Raw genomic sequence first — 13,341 nt, 5'->3', positions numbered from 1 at the left:
GACACACTCAAGGCCGTTCGGCCAAGCTTACGGTCGGGCAACGTATGCGGAAACCGCGGGGGGTTAACTTCTAATCAGAGGAGCGGCAGGTATACGTCTTCACTCACCATTCCTGAGGCGTGTAGTTCCAGTCCGGGAAGGTGACTTCCAGCGGCTCGGTCCAGAAGCGTCCGGTCACACCGGTTTCGGGATCGACGTGGAGCATCCAGCCCTTCTTTTCGGGGGATTCGATCTTGAGCACGAGCTTGTAGGCGCCGGCCTTGTCGAGCTTGACGTTGGCACCGTAGTGCGGGCCGTCGGAGGCGTTCATCTGCATGAAGGTGCCGGAGCCGACGGACTCGTTGGTGGACTTGTCAATGATGTCGTAGTTGACGGTGAGGTCCGGCACGAAGTCGCCCTTACCGTAGCCGAGCTTGGTACCCTTCTGGTTGGCGTGGATGTCGGCTTCGAGGTGGAAGCTGGCGTCGGCGGCCTTCAGACCCATGCCGGAGGGTTCCATGTCGATGGGCTGGAAGTATACGGCGTTGACGGTCAGCGGGCCGACTTCCTGATCGGAGTGCTTTTCGTCGACCTGAATCTCTTCGAAGCCCTTGGAATCGTTGGAGTCGGAGCTGTCCTTGGTGTCGGCGGTCTTGGAGGACGTGGTGTCGCTCTTGGTGGAGGCGGCCTTGTTGTCGGAGCTGCCGCAGGCGGACATGGACACGGCCATGGAGCCGGCCAGCAGGATGCCGAGCAGGGCGGCGATCTTCTTGTTCTTCATTGGTTCTCTTTCTTGGTTGGTTGTTGTTCCGTAGAGGAAAATCTGGGGTGGGGCGTCGGCGTTCAGTTGTGGACGTCGGTGGTGCCGGTGGTGGCGGCGCTGCGTAGGCGGCGTTTGCGTGCGAAGCCGATGGCGAACAGTGCGATGACCGCGATTGCGGCGATCGCCTGTGCGGCCAGGCATTCGACGTACGGGTACAGGCCGATCCAGTCGTTGGTGGGCACGGTGCTCAGGTAGTGGCCTTCGATGAGGTCGCCTTCGATGAGCGCGTGGATGCCGCCGCCTGCGAACACGACGACCAGCACGGCCATCAGGATCGAGGTGACGAGGAAGAACGGTCCGATGGGGATCTTCACGGAGGTGAAGCGCAGGATGAGGAAGATGACGATCAGCACTGCCGCGGCGGCGAGTCCGCCGATCCACATGCCCTTCGAATCCTGGCTCATCGAGTAGATGGATTCGTAGAAGATCACGGTTTCGGCGCCTTCGCGGAAGACGGCGAGGAAGCTCAGCATGGCGAGCGAGACGACCATGCCGAATCCGACGCGTTCGCCCGCTTCGACTTTGCTGGCCGCGTTGGCGACTGCGGTTTCGGTCTTGTCGCGGATGTAGCGGTTCCATGCTTCCACGGAGCTCTTGTTGAGCATCCAGTTGCTGGTCCACAGCAGCATGAGCATGGCGATGAGCGCGCACACGCCTTCGGAGATTTCCTGGATCGGGCCGGAGCCGCCGAACAGGAAGGTGAAGAGCACGGCGATCAGGCCGGAGCCTGCGAGACCGGCGAGCACGCCGAGGTAGATCCACTTGGTGAAGCGCTTGTTGCCGGATTTCACGAGGTAGGCGATGACGGCGGCTACGACGAGCAGCGCTTCGAGGCCTTCGCGGATGAGCACGAGGAATGCCTGGCCGATGGAGCTGGTGATGAACTTGGTGAAGCCGTTCACACCGTCGGCGGCACCGCCGTCGAGGGTGGCGGCGTCTTCGACGAGCCAGCTTTTGAGATCGTCGACGAGCTTTTTGATTTCCTTCTGGGAGCCGCCTTCACGCATGATCTTGCGGGTCATCTTGAACTGGTATTCGACCTGCGAGACACGATCGCCGGAGATGGCGTTCATCACGTTCTTTTCGAAGCCGAGCTTCTCATAGTACTGGTAGTAGGCGTTGTTGACGAGGCTGGAGCCTTCGTCGCCTTTGCCGGAAATGGCGGCCTTGTAAGCCTTGTCGAGGATGACGTTCATTTCCTTGGCGACGTCGCTCCAGGTGCGGTCGCCTTTGCCTTTGGAGGAGTTTTTCTTGACTGCGTCGAGCTGTTTGCGTTCTTTGGCGGTTTGCGCGTCGCGCTGCTTGGCGTAGTCGCGCGGGTTGGCGAGGCTGCTGTTCGCGTCGAGGGTTTGCGCGGTGGCGGTGATGTCGTTGGAGAGCGCGTCGACTTTGCTGGCGATCGCGTCGGCATTGTTCTGCCGGTAGGCGAGGGTTTCGAGGTCGGTGAATTCCTGGAGGAGGGCTTTCTGCTTGTCTTCGCCGATGGTGTCGTTGACGACTGTGGAGAAGTTGGAGGCGTCGTAGTTCATCCAGTGCGCGTTCTGGAAGTCGGTGGCGGCCTGATACGTGTTGCCGGAACGGTAGTCGCTTTCACCTTGGGCGAGCTGCTTGTTGATGGCTTTGGCGACGGCGCTCCAAGTAGCGTAATCAGCATAACTGCTGCTGGCGGCGAACGCGGTGGAAGTGGTGGAACCGAATGCGAATACGGTGGCGAACGTGACCAGCATCGCCATGATGATGGCGGCGAATCGGCCGACCATGCGGCCTGTGGCATTGCCTGCGTCCACGGCTTGGCTGTGCCGCACGTTCACGACGCGAGATGGCATGACCTGTTCCTCTCTCTTTCGGTCCTGCTTTCGATGCGCTTCCATTGCCGTACGCACGTTGCGCACCGAAGCACAATGTAAAACGGAAGTTTTGGGAACAACAGTCTTGATTTTTGGAATGGTTTGTTGTAGCGCATCACAAAACGGCGATATTCCGCCATTTATTTTTCCGCCCTTTCGGGCGTGTCGTCTCACATGCTGAGCGTGCGCGACGGTTTCACCCCCTGCCGACACTCCAATTCGCCTGGCTGACTAGGCTGGGGGCATGACTCATGATCTTGTCTCGTTGACCGTCATCATGGCGGTGGCGGCGGTCTGCCCGATCGTCGCACAGCTCATTCCGGGCAGATTCATTCCACAAACCGTGCTGCTGCTGGCTGCGGGCGCGACGCTCGGCCCGTACGGTTGCAACGTGATCTGGACCACCGATGCCGTGGAATTGCTCAGCGAGCTCGGCTTGGCGTTCCTGTTCCTGCTGGCCGGTTATGAGATCGATCCGAAACGGCTTTCCGGACATCAAGGCAAGGTCGGCTTGGTCACGTGGGCGGTGAGTTTGGCGATCGCATGGCTGGCCATCACGCTTATCCCGTTCTTCTCGTCGCGCGATCTGAACAGCATCGCCGTCATCATCGCCTTGACCACCACCGCGCTCGGCACGCTGATGCCGATTCTCAAGGAACGTCATCTTGATGGCACGCCGGTCGGCGATGCGATCATCTCCTACGGCACGTGGGGTGAGCTGGGCCCTATTCTCGCCATGGCGGTACTGCTGTCGACCAGGACCGGCTGGCAGACGCTGCTGGTGCTGGGCGTGTTCGGCACGATTTGCGTGGTGTGCGCGAGGATTCCGGCGAAGGCGCGTAAGGCCGGTCATCGCGCGTACCGTTTCCTGACCGAGAACGCGAACACCTCATCGCAGACGATGATGCGCATGACCGTGTTCCTGCTGGTGTTTCTGGTGACGGTTTCGGCGCTGTTCAAGCTTGACGTGGTGTTGGGCGCGTTCGCCGCCGGGTTCATTCTGCGCTACATCATTCCGGATGGTATGGAGTCGTTGGAAACGAAGCTGAACGGCGTGGGGTATGGTTTCCTGATTCCCGTGTTCTTCGTGGTTTCGGGCGCGGCGATCGACGTGCGCGCCGTGGCTGGCGAGCCGGGCGTGCTGGTCACGTTCATCGTGATGCTTATGCTGATCCGCGCGGTGCCGGTGTTCATCGCCATGTCGCTTGATAAGCGGTCCACGCCGATGTCGTCGCATCATCGCGTGACCGTGGCCTTGTATTGCACGACCGCGCTGCCGATCATCGTGGCCGTGACTTCGCTGGCCGTCAAGGCCGGTACCATGCAGCAGGCCACCGCATCCACCCTGGTCGCCGCCGGTGCGATCACCGTGTTCCTCATGCCGCTGCTCGGTTCGCTCACCTATCAGGTTGCGGACGTGCACCCGGTGACCGCCGTGCAGGAGATTCTGCGCACGCCGTCCGACTGGCAGCACATCATGCATGATCACGCTGAAATCCATGAACTGTTGCGTCACCGGAGTCTGATCGACGAGCTGGCCGAGAACGCCAAGGGCGCGGCTTCGGACGGTTCGAAGGATGCGGCGGAACGGTTCGCGTTGGCTCGCAAGGCCCGCCGCGAACTCGATCGCCGTTTGGAGGAGCTTGGTCTCGACCCGAAGTCGGTGCGCGATCTGCCGCGCGATTACCGACTGCCGAAGAACTGACGGTTCAGGCCTTGTCGGCCTGCGTCGACCTGACCGAGACGCACGAGCGAGCGCTCGCATGAGGATGCGGACGCCCGCTCGTTTTGTCTGGTTTACTGTCGTTGTTGATTATCGGGTATTCGACAGATGGCGGGATATTTAGACACCCAGTCGTTTCATCAATGCTTTGTTGGCCTGTTCCAGCTCGTCGATGCGCCGGGCCTGCTGGGCGATGATGGCGTTCAGCATCGGGGCGCGGCCGCGATGTGCCGGGCCGTTCCAATTATCACGCGCGTCGTGACGGGGTTCGATGAGATCGCTGACTTCCTTCGCGCTGGACGGTCCTTTACGCTCCTCGTCTTCGGACGGCGGCATGAAATCGACTGCATCGTCGAACTTCCGCTTGGCAGCGAGCGTTTCACCGTACCTGTCCGCCAGTCGCGCGATGACGTCCCGGTTCGGATCGTCGGCAGCGGCATCATCCTCCAACGCTTGCAACGCTTTGGCTTTCCACCTGGCCACGCTGCGTTCGATGCGCTTGTACCCGATGATGGACGGGCTCAATCCTGCCTCCCGGAAGATCTTCGTCGGCGATTCGCCGGCGAGATACCGCAGCGTGCAGATCCGCTTGAAGGTATCCGAATAGGTGATGCGATTGTGCGTCACGTTTGCCACTGCAGGTAATTTGCTCAACAGCCATACTTCTTCGTCGCTGAAGGCACCTCCACCTAGCCTCATTGTTCCTCCTGATCTCAAATGAGCGTTTCTCCCATCTCCATTTGATGATCTGCGTCCCCTCGCAGTCCCTTCAGTGTATGGTTTTTGTCAACGGGTACGCCCCCGGTCACACCCCCTACCAGCGTCATGGAACGCCATTGCCTGCATGGTCGGAAAACCGCGATTTCCCACGGTTTAAGGACGTTTCGCCCTCCGCCGGGCGCATACGTGAATCCCGTCCGTTTCGGCGTTTCGCCATGTAAACACTATTGTTTTCACATCTCATCGAAGCCCCCGCCACCGTTGTTCCATGCCGTTTCCCGCAGCGACGGTTCAACCTCAGGCAAAGGAACGAGGAAACCCCCGTCCTCGGAGACGCTGGGGATGACGTCTCCGAGAACGGGGGTGGTGGTGGGAGGTGGCTTATCAGGCTACCGGCGTGTTCTTGACGGAACGGGACTTGAGCACGATCGCCACGCCAGCGCCGCCCAGCAGCAGCGCGATCACGGTGAACAGTGCGGTGCCAGCCGCACCAGTCAGCGGCAGCTCGGTGATATTCCGAACGTTCAGCACGGTCTTCTTCTCCGCGTTCACCAGATCGAACGGATCGGTGACGGCATTCTTAGTGATCGTGTAGGTGCCGTCCTCCTTGAGGTCGATGGTGAAGGCTGCCTTGATGTCCTGGTACTGACCGTTGGCGACCTTGGTTTCGGTGACGGTATAGGTGCCGGCCTTCAGATTATCGAACTTCACCTTGCCGTCCTTGCCGGAGGTGGCTTCCACCTCAGGGCCTCCTGCAACAGGCAAGGAACCGGTCTGATCCTTCTCGACACTGAGCTTGAAGGTCGCTCCCTCAATGCCAGCACCGTCCTTATTGACCTTGGTGAATTCGAACTCCAACAGCTGAGTGGGAACCGTATGGAATTTCTCAGTGCTATCGGGATCGTGCGTGACCACCTTGTTAACCACGGTATCCATACCCTTGGCTTCGGTATTCACCAGAGCCTTATAGGAGACTTCGATGGGCTTGCCAGCAAGTTCATCGAGCTTCGCGGTCTTCGCCGTCACGGTGAACATCTCCTCCCCGTTGCCATCAGTACCGTTCTTCAACGCACGGAAGTCGGTATCGAAATAATCGGAGAAATTGACGGCCTTACCATCAACGGTGGCGCTGAAGGAATCGGTTTTGACGGTCAGACCGACACCCGGCTGATCGGTGAATGCGAAGGAATCCGGCTTCGGGATGGAAACCTTGCCCTTCAGGGTGTAGTCGAGCACATCGCCGACCGACGAAGTCTTCTGCTTGACTTCCTTGGTGTGCGGCGTGTTCTTGGTGCTCTTGAAGTTCACCGTCGCACCTGCGGTCGGCTCAGTCAGCATGCCATTGGCGACCTTGCCAGAGGCGACGATCATCGGCACAGCCTGGGTGACAGCCGCGGTGGGATGCGAAGTGTCATTGAACAGGTAGATGCCAGCAGGCAGTTCGAAAGTGCCGGCGGTACCGTTAACAGTCATCTGCGGGGTCGGCGCCACCGCAGTCATCTTGCTGATGACTGCTTTCAGTTCATCAGCGAACTTACGTGCGGTGCCGGCATCCCACGGGCGGGTTTCCGAACGATCAAGCTTGCCATCGGCAATGGCTGCGGAAAGATTGTCAACATCCTTCTTGCCGTATTCAGCGCCAAGAGCCTTGCTCAGTGCAGCGTCCACGGCTTCTTTATTGGCAGACGTGGTGCGCACGCCATACTTGGCTCCAGCACCATCGCCATACTTCACGTAATCGCCAATCTTATAGACATCGACGGCACGATCCCTAAGCTGTGCAGGGTGATCGGCGGTGAAAGTGAACGTGGCCTTATCCGTCACCACGGTTTCGGCCGCGTGCGCGCTTGCCGCGCCGAGCGCCAAACCGCCCATCAATGTTGCGGCGGCAACGATGCCGGCGAACAGTTTCTTCATATTCAAGGGAGTTCCTCTTCCTTATCTTGTGTTGGCTATTGTTGTTGTTCCGATAGTCGGCGGAATGCCGGGGCTTCCCGCCAGCCGATCGGCAAATCTGTTGTTCCGTGGCCGTTCCCCGCTGGTTCCGCAATCGCTGGAATCGCTGGAATCGCTGGAACGCAAACCGGTGCCGGGCACTACATGAGCGGCTCCTTCACCCGGTACACGCCGGTGCCCGCCAGCACGATGCTCACCAAGCCGGCCACGGCTCCCGCCATGAGCAGTCGCGGCACTATCGAACCGCCGGTCAACGGCAGCGCGGAAGCCTTGAGGTACCGGTTGACGAATTTGACCTGCTTGACATCGGGCGTCGCCGTCCATTTCTTGCTCTTCTGGTCATAGGCGACCGTGACATGCATTTCCTCCTCCGAATCGTCGTATTTCCAACCTTCCGGAGCGTCTTTGGACCCGTCTTCGACGATGGTGAACGTGTACGTTTCACGCTTCGACGTGTCGTCCGGCACCGGGAGGGTGATCTTGTCGGCGAGCGCGGCGGTCACCGGCCTGGATTCGAACACGTCCTTCGCGACGATCTTGCCGCTGGTCTGCTCCGGGTCGGGCCAGCGCACCTTGTCCGCGTTATCGCCCGAAGCAAACACCGTGAAGGAGAAATCCTGCGCCAGCGCCGAACCGATCACCTTCTTGTTCACCAGGATGGATTCGTTGGGCGGCACGTCCACTTCGGCACGCCGATTGGTGACGGTGATGGTGGCGGTCTGCGACTTGCGCGACGCGGGAAGGGTGACGGTATCGCCATCCTCGGCGGGGCCGGATTCCAGTTGGTGCTTGTAGGAGACGACCCACTGCTCGCCGAGCTTCTCCTCCTGCGCCTTGTAGGTTTTCTCCTCGCCTGCGGGAACGATCAGACTGGTTTTCCACACGCCGTTCGCGTCCGGTTTCAACGTCAACGGCGTTTTCACGCCGCCCTGTTCGACCGTTACCGTCAGGTTTTCCGGCTTGGCGCCTTCGCCCTGCCATTCCTTCACGATGTTCAATGTGGATGATGGCACCTGCACGACCGGATGCTCCACATAGTCGACGCGCCCCGGTTCCTTGTCCTTTGCGTATTCGATGGTTGCCGCATCATTGCTGTAGAAGCCCGGTTTGCCCGAGGATGTCTCGTTGCCGGGCAGATCGGAGTTCTCGCTGCCGAGCACACCGTTGTACAGGTCGGCACCGGTTTTGCCGGCCCTGCCGTTCTGCGCGAACGTATCGTAGGCCTGCTGCGTGGGTTCGACGTTGAATTCCAACGTATAGGTTTCGCGCGCCTTGAGCATGTACGAGTCGGCGAATTCCACACGCATCTTGCCGTTGCCGGACGGATCGAACCACAGGTCGTAGTCCTTGCCCTGCACGGGTGCCGAAGCTTGGTCGCCGCTGAACTTGAGTGTTGCGCCCGCCGTCACCTTGTGGAAGTCGCCGGATTTGACGGCCTTGTCGTACACGATCCCGCTTTGCTTGACGTACTGCGAAAGTTCGTCGGTGATGGTGACGCCCTTGTATTCGGGGGCCTTCGACAGTTCGTTGTAGATGCCGTCGAAAATATTGTGCAGTTCCTCGGCCTTCTTCGCAGGCTTGTAGAATCCGGCATGGCGATCACCTGGACCGAAGTTCTCCGGAATCTGGGCGGCTGCCCACACTTTCTTCTTCTTGCCCAACCATTCGATCTCATGCCAATCATCCCTGAACGCGTTCACCGCTTTGGGATAGTTGTTGGAAACGGTGTGCAGGAACATGTTCTCGTGGGCGTTGCCTTCGAGGCTGGCATTGTACAGCAGCCCGATGGAGTAGATGGTGATGCCGTTGTCCTTCAGCCTTCGCGCCGTCGCGAGAGCCGAGTTGGCGATATCCACGAAGAAATTGATGCCCAGGTGATTGGCTGGCCCCATGGGAGCGCCATCCGTGAAGAACACCACGGCCTTCTTCACGTCCGGACGAGCCAGCTGCAGCGTGCGTTCGGCCAGCGTCATGGCGTGATCGGACTGGGTTCGGCCGGCGGCCCTCAGCGCGGTGATCTTCTCCTTCAACCCGGTGAGATCCGGGGAAAGATGGCGGATGATCTGCGAATAATTGGTGTCCTGCTTGTCATCCGTATAGATATCGTCACCGAGGTTCTCATTGATGTTGCCGGAGAACTTCACCAGCGCGATGCGATGCTTCTTCGCGGGGTCGCTGATCGCCTGGTTGAGCTTGTCCACCTTGTCGATGAAGTTGTTGGCCGCCGTTTTCAGACCGTCGAACTTGCCTTTGTAATCCAGCATGCTGGCAGACACGTCGAGCACCATGGTGATATCCATCGGCATCCTGCCCTCCGCAGAGGAATCCGTAGGCGCCTTCACATCAAGATTCAACGTGTACGTGCCATCCGTGTTACTCCTGATGCGCTTATGCCGTTCCAAGCCGCTCGCCGCGTCAACACCCGTCGTACCATCCGCCGCCCGCGGCGCGGAACCGTCATCCGCAATGGCCGGAATGCCCATCCAACCCAAGCCTGCGATCATCGCGATCAATATGAGCACTGCCAAGCAACGCCTGCCCCACACCCATACGGTTCCGGTGGAACGCTCCCACTCGTCGCCCATACCTTCCCTTCCTTGTATGCGTCCTGTTTGATTCCAAAGTAAGGAAAACCAGACAGGCCACCGAACCCCCGCGATGGGGGCGGGTAGAGGGGACAACAAACACGAAAACCCTTGCAATGCAAGGGTTTTCAATATATCGGGGGTACCCGTTCATACGGTGATGGACATCGTTTTCGCCAAGATTCGCACACCCGAAACGGCATTATGGACACAGCCGAGCCACCGCCGGTTCAGCGCTGATCGGGCCAGGCGGCGGCATGCCTGCGAATATGCCACGGGCGGCGGCGCAACCAGATCACCGCCAGTCCAGCACATAGCAAAACCGCGCCGACACCAATGCCAACATGACGCGCATCGCCCACAGCATCCTCCAAATACGGAATCTGATCAGGCATATGCGAGCGCAACGCGGAGATCAGCAGACGATGCGTGTTGATGCCATACGGCGTGCACGTCATCAACGTCACGCGATCCTCGCCCGGCACGATACGCAGTTTCGACGTATCGCTGGGGTCGATCACCGAAATACGGTCCACGCGGTACCCCAACGTGCGGTTCATCTGTTTGATGTAGAAATAGTCGCCGACACCCATCTCATCCAACCGGGTGAACATGGCGGCCTCCACCATGCCACGATGGCCGGTGATCACCGCATGCGTGTCGCTTCCGCCCACCGGCAGGCTCGACCCATACAAATGACCGGCACCCAGCACCAGCGACGATTGCGACGTGCCATGGTAGATCGGCAAATCGACCGAAATCTTCGGAATACGAATGGAACCCATCACGCCATTGCCCGCATCCAGCAGCGCATGGTATTCCGTATCCTGTGAGGATTTAGATGCGGTGCCGCCGGACACTCCGAACGGATCGGCCGCCTCGCCCAACACCGGTTGCGTGGATGTCGCAAGCCGCTTGTTATACGCTTGGGCGGCCGCAAACGCGTTATCCGCCAACGGTTCCGGCCAGTCATGCACACGGCGAGACGCGCGTTCCGTCGCCGCAGCCAGCTCGCGCGAGGAACGGTATTGCATGAACGCGGGGAACCCGCCGGCGCAAATCGCGGCCAGAATCAGCAGCACCGCGATGCATCGCAGCACGATCTGCTGCCGTTTCGCCGCGCGGCGGGCACGTATTACGGAGGAGATGTCGGTCGCCGTTTCGAATGACGGCACGATATCCTGCGCGCTCATTGCTTCACGAATTTGCCGACCAAACGCTCAAGCTCCCTGATACGCAACGCCTGACGTGCGATCAGCAGGTCGCGCTCGCTGATCGCGAGCTGCGTGTTCGCCGCTTCGGCCAATCCGGCCTTCGCGCCTTGCGGTTCCGGTTTGCCCGCCGCACCGTTTCCGGCCATGCCGTTCCCAGCCGCCGCCTGCGCGTTCTCGCGCAGCGACATCAGCAGCGCGTTATCGGATTCGGTCAGTTGGGCGCCGGTCATGTGCTTGATACCACGCCAACGCTTCTTCCATCGCGCGATGCACCGTTCGATGCGCTTGTACCCGATGAGCTCCGGGTCGAGCCCGGCCTCACGGAAGATGGCGACGGGCGATTCTCCGGCTTCGTACCGGCACATGCATTCGGTACGGAACCAGTCCTCGTATTTGATGCGCGTGGCGCTGACGTTCTTTACCGCGGGCAGACTGGATAGGTACGCCCGTTCCTTGATGGTGAATTTTCCGTTTCGCATCTCGATCTCCTCACCGATTACCGCAACCGTCCGCGAAAGCGACTACGACCGCCCTTCTTGTCGACGCCCCTGTGACTCTCATGCGAACTCCTTACAGGTCACCCGTATGGCGACCCCATATTGACTTTTCTCTCATCTCCCCCATCGCCGCCCCCTTCCGACTTTCCCTTGTCGTCGGAGCGGTAATCACAGCTAGGAACATTTTGTGCACACAACGGCGATTTACGCAATTCCATACACCCGTCGTACACATCACGCACACATACGGGCCAGCATTCGACCCGTATCGCTTCAAACGTTGCAACCGTTGCCGTTGCGGGGTTCCCGCACACCCCCGCCGGCATGTTGCCTGCCGCTTCCACGGCGACACACACCCCCGTGTGTCCACCGAACATCACGTAATACGCGGGCGAAGCCGGCACGGATTACAATCGTTGGCAACGCGCGGGCCATTCCCCATCGCCCGCACGCTCCCAGTATGAGAGAGGGAAGATATTCCATGAGCGAAACCAACGCCACGCGTGCACCGCGCGAAACCGACGACGTGCCGGTGCCCGCGACACTGCGCAAATCCCTGAAAAACCGCCATATTCAGCTGATCGCTTTGGGTGGCGCCATCGGAACCGGCCTGTTCTACGGTTCCAGCGAATCGATCGCGCTGGCCGGGCCTTCCATCCTGTTGGCCTACCTGATCGGCGGTCTGGTCATTTTCATGATCGTGCGCGCCTTGAGCGAAATGGCCGTCGAAGACCCGAAGGCCGGCGCGTTCAGCTATTATGCGACGCGCTACTGGTCGAAGCGCGCCGGGTTCATCTCCGGTTGGAACTACTGGTTCAACTACGTGCTTGTGGCCATGGTGGAGCTCGCCGTGGTCGGATCCTTCGTGAACTACTGGTTCCCGAACATTCCGAAATGGGTGTCCGCCGCCGTGTTCCTGGTGGTGATCGCCGCACTGAACCTGATGGGCGTGAGCAAGTTCGGCGAATTCGAATTCTGGTTCGCCATCATCAAAATCGTCGCCGTGATCGCCATGATCCTGGGCGGCCTGTATGTGATCATCGCCAACGTTCCCACCGCGTCCGGCATTCGCGCGAGCTTCGCGAACTGGTTCACCATCGACGGCGGATTCATGCCGCACGGCCTGATGTCCCACAATGCGGACGGCACGTGGACCGGTCTGCTCATGGCGCTGGTCGTGGTCATGTTCAGCTTCGGCGGCACCGAGCTCATCGGCATCACCGCTGGCGAAACGGAGAATCCGCGCGTCACGATCCCGAAGGCCACCAACGGCATCATCTGGCGTATTCTCGTGTTCTACATTCTCGCGCTCGGCGTGATCATGGCCGTGGTGCCGTGGAACAAGATCGACGGCAATTCCAGCCCGTTCGTGCAGATCTTCGACTCCGTGGGCGTGCATGCGGCCGCCGGCATCCTCAACTTCGTGTGTCTGACCGCCGTGATGAGCGTGTACAACTCCGGCCTGTACGCGAACTCGCGCATGCTGTATTCGCTGGCCAAGCAGGGCAACGCCCCGGCGTATCTGGGCAAGCTGACCCGCCGTGGCGTGCCGGCTGCGGGCGTGATCACCTCCGCGATCATCATCGCCATCGCCGTGGTGGTCGTGTTCGTGTGGCCCGAATTCGCGTTCAACTATCTGATGTCAATCGCCACGATCGCGGCGGCGATCAACTGGACGATGATCATGATCACCGAAATCCACTTCCGCCGCGTGGTGGCCGCCGGTGACGGCCCGGCCGAGCTTAAGGGGCTGAAGGGCCAGGAGGCGCTCGACAAGATCGCGTTCAAACTGCCGTTCGCGCGCGTGATGCCGTATATCGTAATCGCGTTCATGGCGCTGGTCGTGGTGCTGATGTGCTTCTCCGCAAGCTACCGCATCGCTGTGGTCGCCGGCGTGATCTGGCTGATCGTGCTGTTCGTGGCATACGAGCTGCAGAGCCGCTTCACCAAGCAGCGCGCGTGACGCTTGCGCCGGTTACGGTTGCATGGGCGGTGCG

The 13,341-nt window shown here is 60.1% G+C and carries 9 protein-coding genes; 2 read left to right on the top strand and 7 right to left on the bottom strand.

Annotated elements, in window-relative coordinates:
* Positions 1–103: 103 nt before the first annotated feature.
* Positions 104–760, bottom strand: coding sequence for an iron transporter (locus KIH75_RS09265; RefSeq protein ID WP_219056431.1), 657 nt, complete (start codon positions 758–760; stop codon positions 104–106).
* 62 nt (positions 761–822) lie between these two features.
* On the bottom strand, positions 823–2,562 hold the full coding sequence (locus KIH75_RS09260; RefSeq protein WP_219056432.1) for an FTR1 family iron permease: 1,740 nt from the start codon (positions 2,560–2,562) through the stop codon (positions 823–825).
* Positions 2,563–2,893: 331 nt separating this feature from the next.
* Between KIH75_RS09260 and KIH75_RS09255 the strand changes: the two genes are divergently transcribed.
* The gene (locus KIH75_RS09255) at positions 2,894–4,354 is read left to right on the top strand and encodes a cation:proton antiporter (RefSeq protein WP_219056430.1); all 1,461 of its coding nucleotides are present in this window, start codon (positions 2,894–2,896) and stop codon (positions 4,352–4,354) included.
* Positions 4,355–4,492: 138 nt separating this feature from the next.
* On the opposite strand, the gene KIH75_RS09250 is transcribed toward KIH75_RS09255, so the two are convergent.
* From KIH75_RS09250 to KIH75_RS09230, 5 genes are all read right to left on the bottom strand, one after another.
* Positions 4,493–5,071, bottom strand: a complete 579-nt coding sequence (locus tag KIH75_RS09250) for a hypothetical protein (RefSeq protein WP_219056429.1) — start codon at positions 5,069–5,071, stop codon at positions 4,493–4,495.
* 405 nt (positions 5,072–5,476) lie between these two features.
* Positions 5,477–7,009 carry a SpaA isopeptide-forming pilin-related protein gene (locus KIH75_RS09245; protein ID WP_236028218.1) on the bottom strand — a complete coding sequence of 511 codons (1,533 nt, stop codon included), beginning with the start codon at positions 7,007–7,009 and terminating at the stop codon, positions 5,477–5,479.
* Between the two features lie 179 nt (positions 7,010–7,188).
* Positions 7,189–9,633: a DUF7604 domain-containing protein gene (locus tag KIH75_RS09240; RefSeq protein ID WP_219056427.1), complete on the bottom strand. Its 2,445-nt coding sequence runs from the start codon at positions 9,631–9,633 to the stop codon at positions 7,189–7,191.
* Between the two features lie 230 nt (positions 9,634–9,863).
* Positions 9,864–10,826: a class C sortase gene (locus tag KIH75_RS09235; RefSeq protein WP_219056426.1), complete on the bottom strand. Its 963-nt coding sequence runs from the start codon at positions 10,824–10,826 to the stop codon at positions 9,864–9,866.
* Entirely contained in the window at positions 10,823–11,326 is a 504-nt protein-coding gene (locus tag KIH75_RS09230) for a hypothetical protein (protein ID WP_219056425.1), read from the bottom strand. The genes KIH75_RS09235 and KIH75_RS09230 overlap by 4 nt, the downstream gene beginning before the upstream one ends.
* A gap of 499 nt (positions 11,327–11,825) precedes the next feature.
* Between KIH75_RS09230 and KIH75_RS09225 the strand changes: the two genes are divergently transcribed.
* Positions 11,826–13,307 (top strand): amino acid permease, encoded by a 1,482-nt coding sequence (locus tag KIH75_RS09225; protein WP_219056424.1) that lies wholly within the window; start codon positions 11,826–11,828, stop codon positions 13,305–13,307.
* Positions 13,308–13,341: the final 34 nt, after the last annotated feature.

The organism is Bifidobacterium pongonis (assembly GCF_019331805.1).
Lineage (GTDB): Bacteria > Actinomycetota > Actinomycetes > Actinomycetales > Bifidobacteriaceae > Bifidobacterium > Bifidobacterium pongonis.
Note: the sequence above shows the minus strand (reverse complement) of the source record. Positions and strands in the feature narration are given on the sequence as shown.